This window comes from Lutimonas vermicola (assembly GCF_038433205.1).
GTDB classification, from domain to species: Bacteria; Bacteroidota; Bacteroidia; order Flavobacteriales; family Flavobacteriaceae; genus Lutimonas; species Lutimonas vermicola.
Map to the genome: position 1 here is coordinate 689,309 of NZ_JBCDNA010000002.1, position 21,654 is coordinate 710,962.

Annotated in this window: 21 protein-coding genes; 6 read left to right on the forward strand and 15 right to left on the reverse strand. The window is 36.1% G+C overall.

Translation table 11 applies throughout. The annotated features are described in order from the left end of the window. Positions 1-126 precede the first annotated feature (126 nt). The 4 genes from AABB81_RS10480 to AABB81_RS10495 all read right to left on the reverse strand — a co-directional run bounded on the left by AABB81_RS10480 (position 127) and on the right by AABB81_RS10495 (position 2,536). On the reverse strand, positions 127-477 hold the full coding sequence (locus AABB81_RS10480) for a T9SS type A sorting domain-containing protein (protein WP_342160433.1): 351 nt from the start codon (positions 475-477) through the stop codon (positions 127-129). Between the two features lie 253 nt (positions 478-730). Further along, entirely contained in the window at positions 731-1,207 is a 477-nt protein-coding gene (locus AABB81_RS10485) for a hypothetical protein (protein ID WP_342160434.1), read from the reverse strand. Positions 1,208-1,430: 223 nt separating this feature from the next. Continuing rightward, a complete protein-coding gene (locus tag AABB81_RS10490; RefSeq protein ID WP_342160435.1) occupies positions 1,431-1,904 on the reverse strand; it encodes a hypothetical protein in 474 nt (157 codons plus the stop codon). A 164-nt stretch (positions 1,905-2,068) separates the two neighbouring features. Continuing rightward, positions 2,069-2,536, reverse strand: a complete 468-nt coding sequence (locus AABB81_RS10495; RefSeq protein ID WP_342160436.1) for a hypothetical protein — start codon at positions 2,534-2,536, stop codon at positions 2,069-2,071. A 144-nt stretch (positions 2,537-2,680) separates the two neighbouring features. Here AABB81_RS10495 and AABB81_RS10500 point away from each other — a divergent pair, with 144 nt between their 5' ends. After that, positions 2,681-4,417, forward strand: coding sequence for an ABC transporter ATP-binding protein (locus AABB81_RS10500; protein WP_342160437.1), 1,737 nt, complete (start codon positions 2,681-2,683; stop codon positions 4,415-4,417). A gap of 615 nt (positions 4,418-5,032) precedes the next feature. Here the strand turns inward: AABB81_RS10500 and AABB81_RS10505 are convergent. The 3 genes from AABB81_RS10505 to AABB81_RS10515 form a co-directional block, all read right to left on the reverse strand. Then, positions 5,033-5,611: a fasciclin domain-containing protein gene (locus AABB81_RS10505; protein ID WP_342160438.1), complete on the reverse strand. Its 579-nt coding sequence runs from the start codon at positions 5,609-5,611 to the stop codon at positions 5,033-5,035. 212 nt (positions 5,612-5,823) lie between these two features. Further along, positions 5,824-6,360 carry a hypothetical protein gene (locus AABB81_RS10510; protein WP_342160440.1) on the reverse strand — a complete coding sequence of 179 codons (537 nt, stop codon included), beginning with the start codon at positions 6,358-6,360 and terminating at the stop codon, positions 5,824-5,826. A gap of 227 nt (positions 6,361-6,587) precedes the next feature. Then, positions 6,588-7,289: an SIMPL domain-containing protein gene (locus AABB81_RS10515; RefSeq protein ID WP_342160442.1), complete on the reverse strand. Its 702-nt coding sequence runs from the start codon at positions 7,287-7,289 to the stop codon at positions 6,588-6,590. A 253-nt stretch (positions 7,290-7,542) separates the two neighbouring features. Here AABB81_RS10515 and AABB81_RS10520 point away from each other — a divergent pair, with 253 nt between their 5' ends. The 4 genes from AABB81_RS10520 to AABB81_RS10535 all read left to right on the forward strand — a co-directional run bounded on the left by AABB81_RS10520 (position 7,543) and on the right by AABB81_RS10535 (position 10,174). Further along, on the forward strand, positions 7,543-7,764 hold the full coding sequence (locus AABB81_RS10520; RefSeq protein ID WP_342160443.1) for a hypothetical protein: 222 nt from the start codon (positions 7,543-7,545) through the stop codon (positions 7,762-7,764). A gap of 522 nt (positions 7,765-8,286) precedes the next feature. Further along, positions 8,287-8,637 (forward strand): hypothetical protein, encoded by a 351-nt coding sequence (locus AABB81_RS10525; protein ID WP_342160444.1) that lies wholly within the window; start codon positions 8,287-8,289, stop codon positions 8,635-8,637. Between the two features lie 175 nt (positions 8,638-8,812). After that, positions 8,813-9,565: an SDR family NAD(P)-dependent oxidoreductase gene (locus AABB81_RS10530; protein ID WP_342160445.1), complete on the forward strand. Its 753-nt coding sequence runs from the start codon at positions 8,813-8,815 to the stop codon at positions 9,563-9,565. Between the two features lie 171 nt (positions 9,566-9,736). Further along, a complete protein-coding gene (locus AABB81_RS10535; RefSeq protein ID WP_342160446.1) occupies positions 9,737-10,174 on the forward strand; it encodes a universal stress protein in 438 nt (145 codons plus the stop codon). 69 nt (positions 10,175-10,243) lie between these two features. On the opposite strand, the gene AABB81_RS10540 is transcribed toward AABB81_RS10535, so the two are convergent. The 6 genes from AABB81_RS10540 to AABB81_RS10565 all read right to left on the reverse strand — a co-directional run bounded on the left by AABB81_RS10540 (position 10,244) and on the right by AABB81_RS10565 (position 16,602). After that, the gene (locus AABB81_RS10540) at positions 10,244-10,669 is read right to left on the reverse strand and encodes a T9SS type A sorting domain-containing protein (protein ID WP_342160447.1); all 426 of its coding nucleotides are present in this window, start codon (positions 10,667-10,669) and stop codon (positions 10,244-10,246) included. A gap of 78 nt (positions 10,670-10,747) precedes the next feature. Beyond that, positions 10,748-11,842 (reverse strand): T9SS type A sorting domain-containing protein, encoded by a 1,095-nt coding sequence (locus tag AABB81_RS10545; RefSeq protein ID WP_342160448.1) that lies wholly within the window; start codon positions 11,840-11,842, stop codon positions 10,748-10,750. Between the two features lie 880 nt (positions 11,843-12,722). Continuing rightward, a complete protein-coding gene (locus AABB81_RS10550) occupies positions 12,723-14,318 on the reverse strand; it encodes a M81 family metallopeptidase (RefSeq protein WP_342160450.1) in 1,596 nt (531 codons plus the stop codon). A 224-nt stretch (positions 14,319-14,542) separates the two neighbouring features. Beyond that, positions 14,543-15,067: a collagen-like protein gene (locus AABB81_RS10555; RefSeq protein ID WP_342160452.1), complete on the reverse strand. Its 525-nt coding sequence runs from the start codon at positions 15,065-15,067 to the stop codon at positions 14,543-14,545. Positions 15,068-15,148: 81 nt separating this feature from the next. Next, positions 15,149-16,069, reverse strand: coding sequence for a DUF6268 family outer membrane beta-barrel protein (locus AABB81_RS10560; RefSeq protein ID WP_342160453.1), 921 nt, complete (start codon positions 16,067-16,069; stop codon positions 15,149-15,151). A gap of 11 nt (positions 16,070-16,080) precedes the next feature. Then, the gene (locus tag AABB81_RS10565; protein WP_342160455.1) at positions 16,081-16,602 is read right to left on the reverse strand and encodes a hypothetical protein; all 522 of its coding nucleotides are present in this window, start codon (positions 16,600-16,602) and stop codon (positions 16,081-16,083) included. Between the two features lie 238 nt (positions 16,603-16,840). Between AABB81_RS10565 and AABB81_RS10570 the strand changes: the two genes are divergently transcribed. Beyond that, positions 16,841-18,016: a helix-turn-helix domain-containing protein gene (locus AABB81_RS10570; protein WP_342160456.1), complete on the forward strand. Its 1,176-nt coding sequence runs from the start codon at positions 16,841-16,843 to the stop codon at positions 18,014-18,016. A 75-nt stretch (positions 18,017-18,091) separates the two neighbouring features. Here AABB81_RS10570 and AABB81_RS10575 read toward each other — a convergent pair whose 3' ends face one another. Together AABB81_RS10575 and AABB81_RS10580 are read right to left on the reverse strand one after the other, a co-directional pair. Beyond that, positions 18,092-18,958: a sugar phosphate isomerase/epimerase family protein gene (locus AABB81_RS10575; RefSeq protein ID WP_342160457.1), complete on the reverse strand. Its 867-nt coding sequence runs from the start codon at positions 18,956-18,958 to the stop codon at positions 18,092-18,094. Positions 18,959-19,125: 167 nt separating this feature from the next. Continuing rightward, complete coding sequence (locus AABB81_RS10580) at positions 19,126-21,585, reverse strand: mechanosensitive ion channel family protein (protein ID WP_342160458.1); 2,460 nt, start codon at positions 21,583-21,585, stop codon at positions 19,126-19,128. Positions 21,586-21,654 lie beyond the last annotated feature (69 nt).

The following is a 21,654-nucleotide window of genomic DNA, read 5'->3' on the forward strand; positions in this document are numbered from 1 at the left end:
TACTGGAAGGCATATGCATTCATTTAAATTAATAATTATAAAATTACGTATAATTGGCCAAAAGAACCATAAATTTAAGAAGGAATAGGACTTGGAACTGACCGGCTGATGTCAATAAGAAGTATGCTATTTTTTGATCAATTTCTTGGTCACAAAGAACTGATTAGAATACACCTTGATCATATAAATACCTGAATTAAGGTCCCTTAAGTCAATTCTTGAAAAATTGTTTCGAACATCCTTGACCTGATCTCCCAGCAAACTGTAAACCATAACCCTTGTAATTGGAAAATTAGATCGAATGGTCAGATAACGCTCGACCGGATTCGGGTACATGCTTACAGCTTCATTTAAAATGAAATTATCGATCGATACAGATGAATCTTCAACACGAATGGAAGGATCAGACTGAGCCGAAACCGTGGCAAGACCAGCTAAAAAAATAAAGAAAAAAAGCAGCGTGTATTTTTTCATCATACATCAATCATTTCTGTAATAGATAACAAAATTACTAATTATTGTGTATTCTAATCAAAATTCTGAGGTAATTTTATCAACCGGTCAAATACCGGCACCCGCCAGGATTGTTCATAAGATTCCAATTCCCTCAGGACAGTATGAATGTATAAATTATTCTTTCAAAATCTCTTTGCTTTTGGTTAAGGTTTATACCTGACAAAAAAAAGAGCCCGAAGACTCTTTTTTGTATATGATGAAATTTGTTAAAAGCTTAGGATGCACATAGTTCCAAACTGTCAACATTGTCACTTGTTCTTTGAAGGATGAATTTTTCGTCATCAACCAATACTCCGTCTTCATAGCTATCCAGCTCGACTCTCAGGACATCCCCAGAAATTGTCATTGTCAGAATACCGTAATCGCCTGTTTTATCCCCGATTCTAATCTCTACCTTATTCTCTCTGTTCTCAAGGACTTCAGGAGCGCCTTCATCTGTGATGCTCTCATAGATATAGCAATCACCTGATTCATTATAGATCCAAATTTCAAATGGATTGGATACAGTGCTGTTGATCTGGGCATAAACACTAAAACCATCTTCAGGTTCACCAAGTTTCCATACCGATCCACCATGAGTTTCTAAAAATGACTTGTCTTCACCCTCATCATCTTCACTGCAAGCAATAAAAGAGAAGGTTATTAATGCCACTAAAGCAAAGGCTTTTAATTTTAAGATGTGTGATTTCATAAGATGAATTTTGATTTATTCAGGAGTTTACCTAACGAAATATATGAATTTAAATTGTTTTTTAAATGTAGATATTCATGACAAACTAACAATATTTACAAAAGGAACCATTTTTTTTATGATCCAGCAATACTTTCTGATTCATTCTGTATAGTAAAATCAGCAGTTGACACTGACCAAAAAAAAGCCCCTTGGGGCTTCTTAACTTTAAAATGTGATTATTTTATTTTTCACAAACCGAAAGTTGCTCAATTTTATCGTTACTTCTGTTAAGTGTAAATTGTTCCTCTTTAAAAAGTTTTCCGTTTATAAAAGAGTCCAGTTCAACTTTCAATTCATTTCCTTCAATAGTCAATGTAAAAATTCCATATTCTGCTGAACTTTCCACTATTTTGATCTTAACCCTGTTTTTTCTATTCTCAAGAACCTTTGTTGATCCTGATTTGGAGAATCTTTCGTACAAATAACAATCATCAATCACATCGTACAACCAGATCTCAAAAGGATCAGACTCTGACAAGTTGATTTGTGCGTATATGGTAAGTCCATCTTTAGGCTCTCCATATTTCCATAAGGTACCTTTATACGTTTCAAGAAACGATTTATCTCTTTTTTCCTTCAGGTTAAACGCACTGAAGAAAATTGCAATGATTACGAGTAAAGCAAATGCTTTTATTCTTAAAATTGGTGTTTTCATAATTTTTAATTTGATTCAATTAGGCTGTCTATAAAACGCATAAAAGACAATTAAATTGTTTTAAAACTCTTTTTTGCAAGATTTTGAAGTGCTCATCTATGCATAAAAAAACGGGGCTCAAAAGCCCTGTTTTTTTAATGTATTTATTAGCCTGATAAAGGCAACTAGTTTATCTCACATAATTCCAAGTCATCAACATTATCAGATGTTTTTTGTAAAATAAAGAAATCGTCTTCTTCAAGAACGCCGTCTTCATAATACTCACTCTGAATGGTAAGTGCATCTCCAGTCACAGATAAAGTTAACAGGCTATATTCTGAGGGCTCTTCATCTATTCTTATCACTACCTTGTTTTCCTTGTTTTCTAATACTTCAATATTTCCCGTATCGGAGATACTATCATAAATATAACATGCATCGAACAGGGAAACCCATATTTCAAAAGGATTTGATTCACTGCTGTTTATCTGGGCATAAATGGTTCCCCCGTCCACAGAAAACTTCCATGTCGTACCTCCATGTTTTTCCAAAAAAGATGTTCCGTCATCACCGTCATCACTACACGAGACAAGAAAGAGAGTCAACATGGCCAACAATCCAAATACCCTTAAACTTAACATTTTTGTTTTCATGATCTATAACTTGATTAAAATTAATAAACTTATATAACGTCAAAAAATCAATTAAATTGGTTGCGTCTAAAAAAATAAAAATAAATTTAACTGACTTCTTGTCACCTATTCTGTATTTGGCTTGATATTAGAAACCTCCACCACATGAGCAAAAGTAACGTTTCCTTCGCCTGGGCCTTTAAGGAGTTTATCTGGCCACGTAAAAAAATTGTTTTGATCGGACTTGTACTGATCATCCTTAGAAGTTTGGCCGGACTGGTCTTACCCTATGCAACAAAGAACCTCATCGATGACATTATCCCTTCACAGGATATCAAGTCACTCACGATTTTACTCGTTGTAGTTGTTGTTTCAATTATTATTCAGGCTGTGAGCTCTTTTTCATTGACAAGATTGCTGAGTGTAGAAGCACAACACCTGATTTCATTACTAAGGGCTAAAGTGCAACAAAAATTGTTAACGCTCCCTATCAGTTTTTTTGACAATAACAAATCCGGTGCCCTGGTTTCAAGAGTGATGACCGATGTGGAGGGAGTGCGGAACCTGGTAGGTACTGGTTTGGTCCAGTTGATTGGAGGCTCCCTCACGGCAATAATTTCTTTGGTTATTTTGATAAAAATCAACGCCACCATGACTTTGTTTGTTTTGCTTCCGGTAGCCATTTTTGCAATTATTGCCTTAAAGGCTTTCGGCTATATTCGCCCCATTTTTAGGGCCAGAGGAAAAATCAATGCTGAAGTAACCGGGAGATTAACAGAAACACTCAACGGGATCAGGGTGATCAAAGGTTTTAATGCTGAAGCTCAGGAACAAAAGACATTTGAAGAAGGCGTGGAACGCTTGTTTCTCAATGTAAAAAAGAGTCTTACCGCCACTGCCCTGATGACCAGTTCATCTGCTTTGTTATTAGGGCTTGCCTCTGCCGGAATTATGGGGATAGGCGGTTATTTTATAATGAAAGGAGATATGACTTATGGAGAATTCGTTTCTTTTACCTTGTTCCTGGGGTTTATGATTGCACCAATTGTTCAGATGAGCAATATAGGCAGTCAGCTCACCGAAGCCATGGCAGGGTTAGACAGAACCCAGGAACTGATGAACATGCCGGAGGAAAATGACCCTGAAAAAAGGACACTTATGGTTGAAAAAGTTAAAGGAGATATTATTTTCGATAAAGTTTTCTTTAGCTACGAAAAAGGGAAAGAAGTACTGCACGACATTTCCTTTTCGGCTCCTGCCGGAAGTGTTACGGCGCTTGTTGGTTCTTCAGGATCAGGAAAGTCAACTATTGCAGGTCTTGCCGCTACTTTTTTAAACCCGAATAAAGGTGTCGTGTCTTTGGATGGAATCGACCTTTCTCAGGTAAACCTGAGTAGCTACAGGTCACATCTTGGCGTGGTACTTCAGGATGATTTTCTCTATGAGGGAACCATCAGAGAAAATATACTATTCCCAAGACCCGATGCCAGCGAAGAAGAGTTGATTGAAGCGGTTAAGGGTGCATATGTCCATGAATTCACCGATCGTTTTGAGGATGGGCTCGAAACCGTAATAGGTGAGCGAGGAGTTAAGCTTTCAGGTGGTCAACGGCAAAGAATCTCGATTGCAAGGGCGCTTTTGGCAAACCCCAAAGTAATTATTCTGGATGAAGCCACTTCAAACCTGGATACTGAAAGTGAAACTTTTATTCAAAAGAGTTTACAGTCGCTGATGAATGAAAGAACTACCTTTGTTATTGCTCACAGATTAAGTACTATTCAACAAGCGGATCAGATTCTGGTAATTGAAGAAGGACATATTGTAGAAAGAGGAAAACATCAGGAATTACTTGACCAGAAAGGCCGCTATTTTGATCTTTACACCTATCAAAGCAGGATATAATTCCAATAAGGGTATCAGCTTTACGATCATGAAATCATGTTATCCAGGCTTCGCTTTTGGAGGTGGTTATTTTTCAGGAATTTGCAGCGGCCGGATGTGAATAAGACTTCTGTATGACATGAAGCAAAACACCAGTTTGAATGTCATATGAGCCTGTTTTACAATAACCACTCACAACCCAATTTTCACGTAAACGTTATAAAATTCCGAGACTCGATAGAATATTATATTAAGAAATTGTTAATAATTTACAAGCCATCCTATCTTTAATATTTCCTCAGAATCTGGCCGTATATTTACATCATAAAATTTCATAATACCCCCTAAACTGAAAACAAAATGATACGCAAACACGTCACAACAGCCGAGATGGTTAAAAAACTTCTTAACGTTATAGAAGTCAGAGTTGAGAAAAGTAAAGATAAAAAACTTCTCAGGAGCAGAAATGTAGAGACCACCCTATAGATAGAAATCGATTTTCTATACTTGATAAATCAGCTCCCAAAATATGCCTGAATTATAGGCATAAAAAAAGCCCCGATTAACCGGAACTTTTTCTATTAGACTAATTCTTTTTCAATTAATCTTTTTCATTATTTTCTTTCTAATTTTATATTAGGGCATCACTACTGTATCAAGTGCATGAATTACACCATTGCTTGCAGCAACATCTGTTAAAATAATCGTTGAATTATTTCCCTTTGCATCCTTGAGCATGACCTTACCATCCATAATATGGGCAGTTAATTTCTCGCCATTGACAGTGGTAATCTCAAATTTACCATCGTTATCTTTAATTGCTTTTACCACATCTGCTGCCATAAACTTCCCGGCAACGACATGATAGGTCAAAATTGACGATAAAGTAGCTTTGTTTTCAGCTTTTAACAGACTTTCAACTGTTCCCTCGGGTAATTTTGCAAAAGCTTCATTGGTAGGTGCAAAAACTGTAAAAGGCCCTTCAGAATTCAAAGTACCCACTAAATCAGCTGCCTTTACAGCAGCAACCAAGGTGCTGAAATTTTCATTTGCAGCAGCAACACCAACAATGGTGGCTTTTTCCTCGCTTTTCAATTCGGTGTTTGTTTCGTTTTGGTTCTTTTTAATAGGATCATTATTATTGGCAAATGCAATTGCAGAGGTCATTAATAATACTCCAAGCGTTAACGTCATTAATTTTTTAGTTGTTTTCATGGGATAATGTTTTTTAGTTTAGTCAAAGATACATACGAATAACAGTAAAATACGGTTTTTTTGTTTAAAGTTTTGTTAATTTTCTTAAACAATAATATGAGCTTCATATAAGGCGCATATTTTCACAGGAATCAGTACTAAAAAAAAACTCCTGATCGAAATCAGGAGGCTTTTATTGTTAATTAAATTTGAACAAAAAGGGAATTATATCATTATGCATTTACTCTGATTCTTTTCTTTTTGTTTCCATTCATAATTGTCACTTCATAAGTTTTTTTCTCAACAGAACCTTCCTTGTAAGACAAACTAAGTTTGTTTTCCACGATCGTCCAGTCTTGGTATCTTTTATATATCACTTTTGTGATCTGAGATGGAAGAACCACATTAGTTAGCCTCTTTTCTACCTTATTAACACGACCTTGACTGTCATATGTAACTTCAGCAAATCCCTTGTTAGATTTAAAAACTGTTTTAAAAGGTTCTCTTTTTGCCTGAAATTTTGAAGAGTTTCTAACATCCCATTTAGCTATAATACCTGACAAGAATTTTACTTCTTCCTGAGAGGCGTTTTCATGTACTACGGTCAAATATTCTTCATTTAACTCCATAGGGCTTTCAGACGATGACATCTCTGTTTTGTCTTTTTCGTTTTCTTTGTTAATGGGATCATTGTTATTTGCAAATGCCATTGCAGTTGATAATAATAATATTCCCAAAGTAATTTTTAAGCTGTATTTATTAGTTTTCATGGTTTATATATTTTAAGTTTCAACAAATATACAGCCACTTAAGGAGTATTTCGAATATTTTTGTTTAATGTTTTGTTAATTTTATTAAACAAAACTAAAGTGTTTAATAAATACTCGTATTTATTAAATAAAAGCTAGACAATATGGCGATGCCCTTCTCTTTTACGTCTTGAGTACTCTCAAATTGTGAAATTTCAAAGCTTGGATTTCGCAATAAGGACAGAAAATCAATTAATCTTCCATTCAATTACCACCGATTTAGACAAGGAAGTGAGAGGAGGGCTCAAATTCAGTTCATTTGAACCTGCTTCCGATACTTGGCTACTTAAAGCCCGTTCTGAGATAAAAGGCCCGGACCTGAAAGAATCCATACCATATGTTATCTTTACAATAGTTCCCAATTGAACCTCAGAAGCCTTTGATATTATCAAAGCCTTCTGTTTTGCATCTTCTACCGCATCGACTATTACAGTCTTGGTCAATACCTCCTTCTGTTCTTCGGACATAGAAAAGCTAATTGAATACAACAATTTCAAATTACCCAATGACTCCAGAACATTTTGAATAAATTCATGATTGTAATGATCAGATACCATGACGTTGACACTCCCTTTATAACCTCTTTGTATCCTTTTACCTTCTTCGTAGACCATATTTTCAGTAATACTGTAACTGGAAGTACGAATAGATTCTTCAGCGACGCCTTTCTTATCCAGATCTTTTTGTAATTTATCTAAGGAGCGGGTCATCCTATTACTGCATCCCAGATAAGTTGAATCAATGATCTGCAGCGGAACCCTGAATTCAATTTCTTCGGGTATCGCTTTTATTGTAGCTTTCCCAACAACTGTTAAGGTACTTTGATCAATCTGAGCTACCGCAGAAGTTCCTAACATAATAAGGAGTACGAAATAAATTATTTTTACCATAAGACATTTAATTTATTATCTAACGAGCCAAAGACTGTGCCAAACAATACTCCCGGGTATTTCATTTTTTCCCTCCTAATTTTAACCACTCCTAATATATGGATTAAAATATTGCAATAATGTCTATGCCTTGCTTTTTAAAACAATTTCCTTAACAATTATTTAACTGTATTCTTTGTTTTGAGACATCCAATGTCGTAAATCAACAGATAAATCAGATGTACATTCGACATGTAATTAAAATCAAGACAACATGAAAAATTCAGATTTACAGGCAGTACTTGCTATAGGAATATTAAAATTTACAGATATTAACGAAGCATTTTTATGCAAAATAGAAGCCGGAAAAATCAAAACCGAGGTTGAAAATGCCATTACAAATCTTAAAAGCGGCATCATAAACCAGTTGGAATTCCAAAAAATCATTTTTAGGAATCAACAAAAATTAGACGATGTACTGGTCGAATGGGCATAAATTAAAAAAATTAACCCCTACTAAAAAAAGAAAAATTTATAATTGAGATTAGGTTTTAGATTAGGTTGAGAACCGGCATGACTTTCATGTCGGTTTTTTTTATAAAATAATAGGCAATGATATATGCCTTTTGGACTTAAAGATCAACGCAAAGGCAAGATAGTAGCGGAAACAAAAAAACCAGCATTCAAAAAAAGCTGGCAAATCATAAACCTATGTATAATCATCATGAGTACATGGTTTCTATGGCAAATATAGTTTATTTGTACCACATTATTTTAGGATCAAATTGTCTTTTGGTTAAGAATATTTCAATTTAATGTTAACTTTTTATTCAAATCCGGATTAATGGTCAACAATAATAATTTCCTGGTATTTAATACTAAGAATTTATGCAAAGGGGCCGTTTCATTTATGAAACGGCCTTCATTTTTGATCAAAGTCAACAATATGATTGACTGAGGTCAATGAAATTTTTCTGTACAATACCTACATTGAAAAACAATCACTTATTCTAATCTTATGGGCCTCATTACAAAATATTCAGCAACCCTGTACGCAGGAGGATCAGAAAGTAATTTACAATGTAATGCCATTGTCAATTGTTTTAACGACAGTCAAATTACGCCGGTGATGACCGCGTATTTTTATCATAAGGGTTATTTTATCCCTCCGAATTCAAAACATATTGACAAGGTAAACCTTCGTTACTCCATTTCGGAATATTCGCATTTTCTTGACCTGTTGCGCAACGAAAAACCAGTTTTTTATTATTATAATGAGCATACTAAAGTCGGGTATATCCGAACCGGACAGGAACCTGTATGTGAAGAAAGCCTTGAAAAAGGAGCAATGGAAAAAGTCCTTACATAAAATTAAAGAGGCTCAAATTCATCCTGTGTACCAAAACAAGAAAAGTAAACAATTATCCCTTAAATGTTGAAACATGACTTTCGCCCTGCATCAGGGTTCGGCCATAAAAAAAACCGGCTTTTTTTATTCAATGATTTTTGGGCTACATTTGAGCTAATCAAATCTTAATTCAAATATGAAAAGAATCGCGCTAATCACAGGTGCCACTTCGGGAATCGGAGAGGCCACTGCAAAGTTGTTTGCCAAAAATGATATTGACCTTATTATTTGCGGAAGGAGAAAAGAGAAACTGGCCACACTCGAAAATGAATTAAGTTCCCTTGTTTCTGTCAGGACTTTAGTATTCGATGTAGGTGACAAGGATGCAGTGACTAAAAGTTTACAAAGTTTAAATGGTATTTGGCGGGATATTGATATCCTGGTCAATAATGCGGGAGGTGCCCATGGATTGGAACTCTTTGTTGATGGGGATGTCAATGATTGGGAAAGAATGATAGATTATAACGTCAAAGGCCTGTTATATGTTTCCAAAACTATTGTTCCGTGGATGATTGAACGTAAAAAGGGGCAGATTATCAATATTAGTTCTATCGCAGGAAAACAAACCTATGCCAAGGGAATGGTGTATTGCGCCAGTAAATCAGGAGTTGAAGCCATTAGCAAAGGTATGCGGCTCGAATTGGTGCCATATGGTATTCGGGTGTGCAACATTGCCCCTGGCGCCGTAGAAACCGAGTTTTCGGTTGTTAGGTTCAAGGGAGATAAGAACAAGGCCAAAAGTGTGTACAAAAATTTTAAACCTTTGATTGCAGAAGACATTGCAGACAGTATTTTTTACTGCGTAAATGTTCCCTCACATGTTCAAATCGCAGATATGACAATCTTTCCCTCGGCCCAGAGTGATGCAACTACTATTCATCGTGAATAAATCCTTCTTTTAAATATTTTATACATAACCCGGGAATCGATCTATTTTATGACCTGGATCAGTCAAATGACTGATGCCAGTCATTTCATGTCTCACTGTATTTCAATACCTTGAAAAACAGATTGAATCACTGTTTGTATTCAATTAATGTATCATTTTAATGCAAACATCATGAAAAATATCCTAGTTACCATAGACTTTAGCGAGAACGAAAAATTATTAATCGACAAAGCACTAGAAATGGCGAAAGCCTTTAATGCAAAGATTTGGCTGCTTCATGTTGTCTCTCCGGAACCTGAATTTGTCGGGTTTGGGGTTGGCCCCCAATACTTAAGAGACAGCCGTGCAGCCGAACTCAGGCAAGAGCATCGTTTAATAGAAGATTATACAAACATGATCAAAGTAGAAAACCAGGAATGTGAAGGCCTTATGATCAATGGAGCCACCATAGAAATGATTATGAAAGAGGCCCAAAAAAGAAAAATAGACCTTATTATCGCAGGCCATCATGATCACGGTATACTGTACAAAGCTTTTTTTGGCAGTGTTGCATCGGGTTTAATCAAAAAAGTAAATATTCCACTCTTGCTGGTACCACTTGAAAAATAAATTTATCGTGTGAAAGGAAACTCAGGAATTGATATCCTTCTGATAAAGAAAACATCTACCCGGCAGGCATTAGTATTTGATCATTTTTCTGGTAAAGGTTTTTCCTTTGTCATCAACCAGCTCGACAATAAAGAAACCCCCGGTCTTTATCCTATCAAGATTTAGTTCGTTATAGGCTGATTGCGGGTGTTCTTTACGTATTAATCTACCTAAGGCATCAAATACCTTAATGTGCTTAATTAAATTCTGAGCCTCTATAATAAGGTATTGATCCTTTAAATAGATCTTTATATCTTCAGCTATCATATCTTCATCCAAACCTAGTACTGCACTATTGAAAAGCAGGCTAAACCTGTCTTTAAAGACGCCTTTTCCATTGTAAATGAAGGTATAGGAGGAAGTATTCAAATCGTGCAGATTCCCATTTTCCTTATCAAAAAGTAAAATTTCCCGGTCTTTTAACAAACCCTCCTTACGATTGATTTCCAAAGTCATTTCAAGGCCTTCCAGCTCCGCATCGAAACCAATTTCTACGACCTTTTCTTCATCAAACGGACCTAATCCCTGAATTGACTATTCCTTCAGAAACTTCAGGCTGCTCGATCTGTTTAGGGAATACAGCTTTAATATGTACACTCCTGAAGGAAAATCAGTAAGGTCAATATTCTTATTTCCTGAAGTATCTTCAACTATTTTTTTACCCAAATAATCGTAGATTTCTATTTTTTCAAGAGCCATATTACCTTTTATAGTAAGGGTTTCACCTGCCGGGTTGGGATAAACCTGGTTTTTTACCAGGTCAAAATCGTCAATGCTAAGCGTGCTGGAGACCAGTGAATACAAAGCTGCATTTCCTAAAGCATTCTTTTCGGCACTTATATAATAATTTGAGGCATCCTTATATGTCACTGCTTCTGTTTGAAAAGATTCTGTAAGGGGAATACCCAAACTGTACTTATCAATGAGCCCGTTAGAAAATTCCCCCCCCGAAAAACCAGTCAACTCTATGGCAAATGCCCTGATTCCAGAATAACCGGTCAGGATTACCTTATTGGCACCGGGGTTAAAAGTACCTCCCGTGATCAAACCTTCGGCATCAAAATCATCTGTTTTCTGCACCGAATAAGTGCCTGCCGTTTTCGGGACCTTGTAAATATTCGTTCTTTGATCTACCCAGTTCTTTGAAAAAATATAAAGATCATTGCCAAATGAAATCAAGGCTTCAGCATCAAAATTTGTATTGTTGGGCGCCGAAGAAAAATCGTTCTGGTCCGCATAGGAAAAAGCAATAATTTCAGCATTTACTGTATCCGAGCTAAGATAATCGCTTTTCAACACCTTATATATCCTAAGATTGGTCCTGTTACCGCTATTATTGCCAAAATCACCAATGTAGATATAGTTATCATCGGTACAAATATCTTCCCAGTCAACATTAGAAGCATTTTGTATGGTCACCGTACGGGATACATTTCCATTGGATACATTGAGCTCATATAAAGCATTCATGCCTCCTGAATCGTTATGCGTAATTAATCTGTTATCAAAAAAGATCAGCCCCGAAGTTTCTGAAACGACGTCATTCAAGTTTGAGAGCTTTGATATATCCTGTGAGATCCCTGTAAAAGGGATCAAGAGAAATAACAATATAGATACAAAATATTTCATGTCGTCTTATTCAATTATACATGTTTTTTCAAAAAATGAAAGTTAATCATTTTTTCGGTTTTAAAATATCAATTTAAATCGTTCCCTGAAAAGCAAATGAAAGGTGAAACGCATTGATATCTTGTATTTTAGTTTTAAAATACCTACTGCGTCTAATTGCTGTAAATCGAGTCATCATTCAGTTTATTGCTCGAAATAAACGATCCAACACCAACAAAACAGATATTAATGTTGTGTTTTTTGATACTAATAAGCTAAATCGAACGTTATAATAAATCAAATTGCTATACATATTTATCCTTGCGATAATAGAACAGAAAAAGAATTTTGCTATATATGAAAAAGGTAAATTATAAGGACTTGCTCATACATTCCCTTGAGCTAAAAATATTCCTTCTTGAACTCGAAACGAATCTTTCAAAATTAGAAATTGAAAGCAAAAATGAATCCGGTGAATTATAAATAAAGAATGGTGTATTTTTAAGGTGTTGATTAACTGTTTGTTAAATTGCCTTTTTCCCGAAAAATGAATTTATTAAGTAAATCATGTTTACTTTGAGTTTATAAATACATTAAGGCATAAATACAATTGCTATGATACAAATACATTCCCCAAACAGAGAAGAGATCCGGAATTTCTTAAAAAAGATTGAACTCAGAATTCGAAGAAACGAGTTAAAACCAAGAAAAACTCAAAACTTTGAATCAAGGTTGTAGTCTTTCATTAAAAAATTAGTTGACAGACCATTATCCAGGTATCCATAAGAGATCCAGGAATATGAATTGCCTATATGTAAAACAAATAGCTAGGTTAGAAAACAAGTAGCTAGATAATCCCCGAATACCGGCCAGCCTGCAGCTGGCCGGTTTAAAAATTTCCCTAACTCCCTGTGACCTGACCCGACAAAGGTATCATCCTTGCTTTAAGATCGGGTAATTCCATATGTTTATCCAAGGGGAACATCGGCCTGGAAATACGTTTGTAATTCAATCTTTCTAAATCCTGATCAACACCCCCAGGGGTTAAAGCCATGATCCAATCGGCCCTCATATCATAAAGTTCAGGCACCAGGTAACCAATTTTGACCACCAGAATATCTGCTTCACGTGGCTTGAGCCCTAACCTTGTAAAATCAGCCTCCCTGTGATAGGGTTTTCGTTTTTTTGTTACAATCACAGAGACATTGCCAACCCTGACCACGACTTCAACCTCTGCATTTTTATCTCCTTTTTCAATGGCTGTTATGATCCCTTTTAACCTGACGGGAGGAGCATACCTGTTATCAACGGCTGCCCCTGCAAAACCGTCAATCTCCGCCCCCACTCCGGCATCAAGTGCTTTTTTAACAAAATCAGGACCCGGAATTGAAGCGTATATAAGTGTTTTACCATTGTCCTTGGAAAACTCAGGTTTTTTAAGGATTTCCTGAAGTGTCCAGGTCACGTCACCGGCTCCGCCCGCCGTGGGATTATCACCCATGTCACTAATGATAAAGGGATGTTTTTCACTTGCAAGTGCCAGGTCTAAACTCTCCTCCAGAGTAGCTGTTGGCGCCACAAATACAAAATCATTTCTCACCTCCCAAAAACTATTAGCGAGCTCCTCAGCCCCTTGAACAACTTCTTCTTTGATGTCGCCTGTTACCATAACCACTGCATGGTTTCTGGGTTCATCTGCCCAGGCATAACCAATCCAGATGGCAGCATCAACTATTCCATTCCTTTTTGTGATAGGATCTACTTTTGCATACAAGCTTTTCCCGGGCTCTATTCTGGTACTGGTCTTTTCACCCGGCAATAATATCGGAACGGGAATCCAAGCCTTAAACTCAGGTTTTCCTTTTCCGCTTTCAAGTCGATCCAGGAGGTTTTCCAAGGCCCGTTTTTTTGATTCCATCGCATCCTCATGAGGCGCCATTCTGTAACACGTTATAAGATCACTTTTTTCTGCAAGTCTTCTGGAAACATTTCCATGAAGATCCATGGAAGTCGAAATCAAAGCCTCATATCCGATAACCTCCCTGATACGGGATATAAAGTCACCTTCAGCATCATCCAGTCCCACCACACTCATTGCGCCATGGATATCAAAAAACAAGCCGTCATAAGGAAGATTTTGCGCTAACATATCAAGGGTTTGACCTACCAGGGATTCATAGGCCTCCCTGGTAACGGTTCCGCCAGGTAAGGCATGCCCTGTAATTGTAGGAAACCAGATAGCCCTGTTTCGATCGGCAGAGTCGATCGCCATAAAGGGATAATAATCTAATATAGCTTCCCCTGTTTTAGCATGAAATGCTTCCTCATGGGTAAGGGCAGGTGAAAAAGTACTTGATTCTATTGCAATACCGGCAATGGCTACCCGCGGAAGTTTTTCATCTTCTCCTTTTGTCGTGGCTGCGTTTTCCTTTTTTTGTCCGCAGGATATTAGAAGAATGACTTGTAAAATAAGGATAAGCTTCGTAATGTTTTTCATAAGATGATTCATTAATGATCTGAAATTTTTTTTTATTGATCTAAAGACGTATGCTGCGTCATTAGGCCAATAAAAATAACCATATTATTCAATTCTCCCATATAAAACATTGTAGCTTTTTTAAGAAATATAAAAAAAGACCCATCCTATCTATAGAACGGGTCTTTATGATTTTTCCAACCTCTTGATCAATACTTTACGCAGAAAAGTTTCAGCCCAGGACTTTAGTTGATGCGTTTAATTTCTTTTATATCCAATGCATCAATAACCTTGTCCATTTTTTTAAGGTCTACAGTCTTGGCGAAATCTGCCGGAATAACCGCGATTCTGAATATAAGGTTGTCGGTGTCGTCAGGGTCAAGTTTTCCGAAATCAACCGTGCCATCCAAAAATAACCTAACATCAAAAATCGTATAATCAAACCCGTAGAGAAGGATCCCGCTATTTCTGAAAATCGTCTGGGGAAGAGGCTCCCAAATATCTGTACCCTCAAAAACTCCCATAAGCCTGTACACTGCAATAATATCGCTTTCAAAGACCTCAATTTCGTTGGGGATCTCCACATAGTATTCAAAATCATTATTTATATTCAAATCTGCCTCAACTTCTATCACTTGCCCAATAAGACCGTCGAAACCGTCTTCCCCGGGGAATCCTTGAGGACCCGGAGGACCCGGAGGGCCTACTGAACCTTCGCAAGACACCAAAAAGATTGCAACTAAGATAAATAAAGCGTATATTTTTTTCATAATTATTGGTTTTATGAGTTAGTGACAATTATCGGGCCAAAAAAGTTGACCCCTTCCCTTTCTCGACTCGCAAATTACTTTTTATTTCTTTTCAATCGGAACACTGTAAACGAACCTAATACTGGCAATCATTCCATCGTGAAAGGAGACATTCTTTTGAATCCTGTTATCACCAAAGCCAATCAGGGGCAGGGTGAAATCCACCTTTTGATCGCTTTCATATTGTGCATAGCTTCGTCCAAGGGCATATCCAAATCTGCCTTCAAGATAAAGATTTCCTTTTAATTGATACCGGGCGAATAAAGTTTCATCTATACTTTTCCGCTCCATATAATCACCCTGATAATCAGGGTCTCCCAATCTATAGGTGGTTACAAGTCCAAAATGGCTTAACCCTGTTGTAAATCTCTCATTTACTTTGTACTTTAGTTTTCCATAAATAGGAAATAATCCAACAACTGACCATCTTTCGGATATTTGCCAATCCAAATTGACCAGAGGAACAAGATTAGGGCCAAAAAATTCCTGATTATACATAAGGCCGAAACCCATTTTTAAGCCTTGTCTAAATTTCTTTTCATAGATAAACAAGGCCCCCATTTGAAAATGATCCGAATCAATATTCTTAAAGTCCGACATAAACCGAGGAGCAAGAAAAAGCTGAAAAGCCCGGTCTTTAGAGAATTTTTTATACCAACCTGTTCTGAGAATAATACCGTGTAAATCTAAGGGGTTTGCCAGTTCCGACGCAACATCCTCGTTATTTCCAACATGGAAGTAAAAATAATTCAGGCTGTTGTACCAGATCGATTTTTCATTGATCCTGACAGGGGCCACCAAGGCTGCCATGGCTCCATATTCTCTGGCCTTGCTTTTATAGACCGAATCATAGGCCTGAGGGAAGCCATATCTTCCCGATAAGGTTAAAATATCAATTCTTTCCTGGCTTCTCAGTGAAAATGAAGTCAAACAAATTGCGATACCAAAAAAGAAATATTTCATTTGAATTATTTTTATTGATGAGTAGTGCCTTTTACTAAAATATATTTATCCAATTCGCTGCGATACTTCATATAATTATTCAGTTCACCACGGATAGGGTATTTGGACCGCCCTGTTCCAACAAGTGCACCAATTCCAGCACCAACAGGCAACAATAAAATTCCACTTATTACTGCCTTGTCCTCAGCAGTCATCGAAAAGAAACCAGGTTCATCATCTCCAGAAGAAAATCCCACTATTGCACCTGCTGCAAGCCCGGCACCTGCTCCTATGCCCATACCCAATCCTATTTTGCCTTTTCTGCGGAATTTTAATTCCTCAATATTTGCAATTGATACAGATAGCGGTTCGGTCCTTGTGTTTTCAACGATTACGATAGCAGAGTCTTTAAGCTGAATAAGATATCCTTTTATATTGTCTTTATTTTTCAATTCTACCCAAACTTTGTATTCCCTTGATTTACCTTTTGTTTTTTGTGCTGATACGCTAAAGGAACAACAAATTACCATCAAACAAATAACTGCATTTTTCATGATACTTGATTTAAATTTCTACATACTTTGTTCAAAACTATTTTAAACAAGTTGAAATCAATTCCCAAATAGTCAGAATATTCAGTATTAGGACTTTTTAAAGCCTTGATCCAAAAGGTTTATAATTGTCTTGACATCTGCAGAAAGCAATTATCAACAAGGCATCAAAACAGGCAGTAGTAGGGTTGTTCAATCATATTCTTATTTTTGATATCTTGTGGAAATCAATCAATAAACCATGGAGAATCAATTTTCTGTTGTCTCTCTCTTCAACATAATACTGTTCACAGGTGTCATTTACGGCCTTACGTTTTGTGCCATACTTTTCTTTATGAAAAGAAAAACAGGCAAACCAATTCTATTTCTGAATTTACAGGTCTTGTTTATAACACTGAACAATTTACAAGCCTGGCTTATTGATATGGGGCTAACCAGCTCTTTGGTATTTATCAAATTTTTAAAGATTCCATGGTATTTTTTATGCATGCCGATGTTTTACGTTTTTCTGATCTATTACCTTAAACTTAAAAAAAGAACTAAACCTTTCATGATGGCTACCTTAGGTGTGTTTTTCACTTTTATATTGGTGAGGCTTATTTTGATTAGTTATTCTCAGGCACATCATTATAGTGAATCTGAGCTCCGCTCTATGATGATGCGCTACGGAAACCTTGAAGAAATCATTGGATTTCTATACACTATGGTTGTTTTTATAAAATCTATCGCACTATTCAACAGTCGAAAAAGGCAATTTGAATTTGTACTGCTCTATGACGATTTGATTTGGATAAAACACTTTATGAATTTAGCGGGCCTGGTGATTCTCATGTGGGTTTTGGCTATAATTATTAATTTAAACGACCAAAACAATAACTCACCAATTGTATACTATCCATTAAGACTAAGCACAACAATCCTAATCTACTGGATTGGTTTTAAGGGACTCTTCCGATTTAGAATCATGGAAGACAGAATAGTTTTACGGGAAAATATTAAGAAGCATCTGGACCTTGAACAAAAAGATTTTGATTGGGATCAAAAAGAGGATCGGCAGGAAAAAATTATTTCAAAAAAACAGCAGGAACTATTTAATAAGATCAATACGCATGTCATTGATCATAAACTATTCCTTGACCCTTTTTTAAGTCTTGAAACCCTAGCAAATTCACTTGAGTTGAGTTCAGGCTATTTGTCTTTTTTGATCAACAATTACAGTTCGAATAATTTTTCAGATTATATCAATGAATTACGAATCAATCAGGTGAAGCAAATAATTAAAGATCCGGAATACCTCAATTATACAATCGTTTCAATAGGACTTGAATCAGGTTTCAATTCAAAATCAACTTTTTACAAATCCTTTAAAAAATTCACAGGCATGTCTCCAGTCGAATTCAAAAAGCAAATCGAATGACTTGCCTTATAGATTACAATAAAAAACTTCAGCAAAGGCTGAAGTTTTTTATTGTAATTTTAAATTGACAAATATCTAATAATTGGTTGTCTGCAAATAGTCATAGCTCTTTTTCACAGATTCAATAGGCGTGAAATTATATCGCTCCACTTCAACAATACCATATTGAAAGCCAGATTCTTTTTTATGGCTAAAGATCCTGTTAAAATCCATCTCTCCGCTTTCACCCAATTCCATTTCATCCTTTATGTGCCATAACATAAATCTTCCCGGATACTTCTCAAAGTATGCCACGGCATCTTTACCGCCTTTAGTAATCCAATACAAATCAAGCTGGAACATCATGCTGTCAGGATCGCTTAATTCAAGCATATAATCATATAATGGCTTCCCATCAAATTCGGTGGTAAATTCCTTATCATGATTATGATATCCGAATTGAATTCCTTTGGCCTTACATTTTTTCCCAATTTCGTTAAAATACGTCATATATTGTTTAAGCCCTTCAAGACTGTCATACCCTATTTCATTCATCGATGGCTGAACAATCCATTTTACGCCTGCCTCGGCATGAGCATCGATTGCAGTATCCCACCAGGCCATTGTTTTATCCCATGTTTCCGCAGTAGGCACATCCTGTCCGGTATGTGATCCCAGAAACTCTAAACTGTTATCTTCGCATAATTTTTTAAACTCCAGAGGAGTCATCTCGTAAAATTTTCCATCTTTATATCCTGCTGCCTCTACAAAAGTATACCCCATTTCCCCTACTTTTGCTACAGTTGCCTTCGGATCTTTAAGCATGTCGTCTCGCAATGAATATAATTGCAATCCGATAATTTTTTCTTTTGATACCGGTTCATTTTTTTTACAACCTTGAAACGTTAGGGACACAATACCCAATAAAATAACGCCCTTCCAGACCATCTTTTTAATTCCCATAAATTATCTTTTAAATTTTTAAAACTTTTGGTTCCTTCTCTGAAGAATCAATTTCTACTGCATTCAAAGTTGAAAGTGGAATATGATTTGCCAGATATTGACAAATTTATCAATGACAATCCGGATATTTAATAACAAATGTCATGTTTGGCATATTTTTTTACACCTTATACAGCATCTGAATTTTTATTTTTAAACCCTGACCTGTCTTTGATGTAAACATCCTGCTGTGGGAATGGTATTTCAATGCCGCATTTTGCAAATGCATTATACACCCCGATAGATATGTCGCTTTTGGCCTGCAGGCCAACTTCACTTTGTACCCAAAACCTCAATTTAAAATTAAGCGAACTTTCTCCAAATTCACTGAATAAAGCTTGGGGAGCCGGGTACTTTAAAGCATCCTCATTACTCAATGCAGTATCAATTAATATCTTAAGAATCTGATTCGGGTCAGAACTATAGGAAGCTCTTATTAATATTTCCTCCCTTTTGATATTATCAGAAAGTGTCCAGTTAATCAGATCATTGGCAATTAAATTGTTATTAGGCACTACCACTTCTGCTCCTTCAAAAGTTATGATGCTTGACGAACGAACTCCAATCCGTTTTACGATTCCCAACAGGTTATCGACTTCGACTGTATCACCCACATTAATCGGACGCTCGAATACCAAAATAAGCCCGGATACAAAATTAGAGACCACGGTTTGCAAACCAAAACCTATACCTAAACCAAGCGCACCTGCCATCAGATTGAATTTACTCAAATCTATCCCTAAAGACGATAGCGCCAGTATAATACCAAAAGCAATAATAAAATACCTTATGACCAATGAAATAGCAGCCGGAATTCCTTTGGGCAACCTAAAAAACTTGATTGAAACCTCGCCACTGTCAAATAAATAGGAGATGATACTCGTAGAAAGAAAAGAAACCGCAAGGATTAGAATAAAACTAAAAACATCCCCAATCGTAAATGTAATGCTGCCAAATCTATAAGGTTCCGAAAACACATCGGTAAAGAATTGAGTGAGCGGAGCAAGAAGATCAATCATTCCCAGGAAAAAAAGAAACCAAAGTACAAAGGCCAATACACGTATAATTTGCATTAATTTTAATTCAAGCCCAAATTTCCTTTCCTGATCGAAAGTCAATTTCATGTTAAAATTCCAGTGTATGATTCCGGTGGAAACCCCTCCGGCAATCATAAGGATTCCATAGAATATAACTGTAAAAACACCACTGTGGATGCTCAAAATTAAGGTTAGATCGGTCAGATTGGTATAACCAAGTATATTTGAAACTATTGAAACCAACAGTAAGCCGTAAATAACGGGAGTCAACCTGATTAAAAGCAATCCGAAGTTTCCAATTTTCATCTTACGCGTTTTGAGATAAGGCCTGGTAAAGGATATCAGAACACCTAAAACTAAAAGTGCCTCAAACAACAAGTATAATCGATATTGTGATGAAGTAAACCACAAATATGTTTTGACAGTGTCTAACAGGTAAAAAAGGATCACAAAGTAAATGATCTTCTTAAATCTCTTGTACATATAGGGTTCTACCAATGGAACTGATGCAATAAGAATCAAAAAAACCAGAATATTACCAAATAACACAGGAGTATTGCCAAAGAACCATTTGGCAATGATCAAAGAGATAAATATCATACTCATGACCGAGTGATTTAAAATGATATCTTTTGCATTCTGAAGATCTCCATCTGGTTCATTAAAGGGGTACTTCTCAAAAGTCTTTTTTATAAAATGAATAAGAACCACAACAAATACGACCAATAGAATATATAAATAAATACTGTGTTCACTGGTTTTGATATAATAAAAAATACCTGTAATATTCTCTGATAAAGAATTAACTTCATCTTTTTCTCCTTCATCTTTATCAGGGCTCTTAAACGATGATTTCCAAAGTGGTTCGTTTCTTAGATAAAAAAGGTTATACACCTCCGAGTCCTTAAGTGAATTCAGTTCATCGATAGTATTATTAACAAGTATTTTTTGCTTGTTAATCTTGGATTCAAGAATCAAATAATCGTTATTTTCCTTATTGACCTGTTTGTTGATTCTTTTATAATCGTTCCATACTACCCTAACTCTGGTCAAAACTTCTAAAGGAACTTTCTCCTTTTCTGCGTTTTCATAGGTCAATTGCCAGGTCTTTTCCTGGAAATTCAACGATTTCAGGATAATGATATTGCGTTCTTCCTGTTCATTAATTATCGATTCCCAACCACTTAGATGGTCATAGTATCTATTCCATTTCTTGATCAGGTTATTGACTTTATACCGATTTAGATTAGCGGATACAAAATGATCTTTTCTTTTAAGCTGTGCCTCTATGAATTTAGCATAGTCCGGAAATAAAGAGTCAATGCGTGACACCCTGTTTCCTACATCAATTTTACTATAAGAAAGCTTGATTTCCTTATTGGCTTCTTCAACCTTTTGAATGATATCCACCACCTTTATTGCTTTGGGAATTGGCGCACCGGTGGAATCTGTTTTTGTTTCAGGGGTAATTTGGGAATACGAAACAAAAGGGATCATAAACAAAATGAAACCTAAAAAGAAATTGGGAAAGGTATTTTTCAATAATTGCATATCTATTGTGCTATGGCTTTAAAAATAACAACTTACATCATTTGATGCAAGTATTTTTAATTGTATATC

What these genes read in the sequence shown, in the direction of transcription:
- AABB81_RS10495 (WP_342160436.1), bottom strand. Translation starts at nt 2,536, where the DNA reads ATGAAAACAAAAATGTTAAGTTTAAGGGTATTTGGATTGTTGGCCATG.
- AABB81_RS10535 (WP_342160446.1), top strand. Translation starts at nt 9,737, where the DNA reads ATGAAAAATATCCTAGTTACCATAGACTTTAGCGAGAACGAAAAATTA.
- AABB81_RS10525 (WP_342160444.1), top strand. Translation starts at nt 8,287, where the DNA reads ATGGGCCTCATTACAAAATATTCAGCAACCCTGTACGCAGGAGGATCA.
- AABB81_RS10510 (WP_342160440.1), bottom strand. Translation starts at nt 6,360, where the DNA reads ATGAAAACTAATAAATACAGCTTAAAAATTACTTTGGGAATATTATTA.
- AABB81_RS10550 (WP_342160450.1), bottom strand. Translation starts at nt 14,318, where the DNA reads ATGAAAAACATTACGAAGCTTATCCTTATTTTACAAGTCATTCTTCTA.
- AABB81_RS10500 (WP_342160437.1), top strand. Translation starts at nt 2,681, where the DNA reads ATGAGCAAAAGTAACGTTTCCTTCGCCTGGGCCTTTAAGGAGTTTATC.
- AABB81_RS10575 (WP_342160457.1), bottom strand. Translation starts at nt 18,958, where the DNA reads ATGGGAATTAAAAAGATGGTCTGGAAGGGCGTTATTTTATTGGGTATT.
- AABB81_RS10580 (WP_342160458.1), bottom strand. Translation starts at nt 21,585, where the DNA reads ATGCAATTATTGAAAAATACCTTTCCCAATTTCTTTTTAGGTTTCATT.
- AABB81_RS10555 (WP_342160452.1), bottom strand. Translation starts at nt 15,067, where the DNA reads ATGAAAAAAATATACGCTTTATTTATCTTAGTTGCAATCTTTTTGGTG.
- AABB81_RS10540 (WP_342160447.1), bottom strand. Translation starts at nt 10,669, where the DNA reads ATGACTTTGGAAATCAATCGTAAGGAGGGTTTGTTAAAAGACCGGGAA.
- AABB81_RS10480 (WP_342160433.1), bottom strand. Translation starts at nt 477, where the DNA reads ATGATGAAAAAATACACGCTGCTTTTTTTCTTTATTTTTTTAGCTGGT.
- AABB81_RS10515 (WP_342160442.1), bottom strand. Translation starts at nt 7,289, where the DNA reads ATGGTAAAAATAATTTATTTCGTACTCCTTATTATGTTAGGAACTTCT.
- AABB81_RS10570 (WP_342160456.1), top strand. Translation starts at nt 16,841, where the DNA reads ATGGAGAATCAATTTTCTGTTGTCTCTCTCTTCAACATAATACTGTTC.
- AABB81_RS10565 (WP_342160455.1), bottom strand. Translation starts at nt 16,602, where the DNA reads ATGAAAAATGCAGTTATTTGTTTGATGGTAATTTGTTGTTCCTTTAGC.
- AABB81_RS10530 (WP_342160445.1), top strand. Translation starts at nt 8,813, where the DNA reads ATGAAAAGAATCGCGCTAATCACAGGTGCCACTTCGGGAATCGGAGAG.
- AABB81_RS10505 (WP_342160438.1), bottom strand. Translation starts at nt 5,611, where the DNA reads ATGAAAACAACTAAAAAATTAATGACGTTAACGCTTGGAGTATTATTA.
- AABB81_RS10520 (WP_342160443.1), top strand. Translation starts at nt 7,543, where the DNA reads ATGAAAAATTCAGATTTACAGGCAGTACTTGCTATAGGAATATTAAAA.
- AABB81_RS10490 (WP_342160435.1), bottom strand. Translation starts at nt 1,904, where the DNA reads ATGAAAACACCAATTTTAAGAATAAAAGCATTTGCTTTACTCGTAATC.
- AABB81_RS10560 (WP_342160453.1), bottom strand. Translation starts at nt 16,069, where the DNA reads ATGAAATATTTCTTTTTTGGTATCGCAATTTGTTTGACTTCATTTTCA.
- AABB81_RS10545 (WP_342160448.1), bottom strand. Translation starts at nt 11,842, where the DNA reads ATGAAATATTTTGTATCTATATTGTTATTTCTCTTGATCCCTTTTACA.
- AABB81_RS10485 (WP_342160434.1), bottom strand. Translation starts at nt 1,207, where the DNA reads ATGAAATCACACATCTTAAAATTAAAAGCCTTTGCTTTAGTGGCATTA.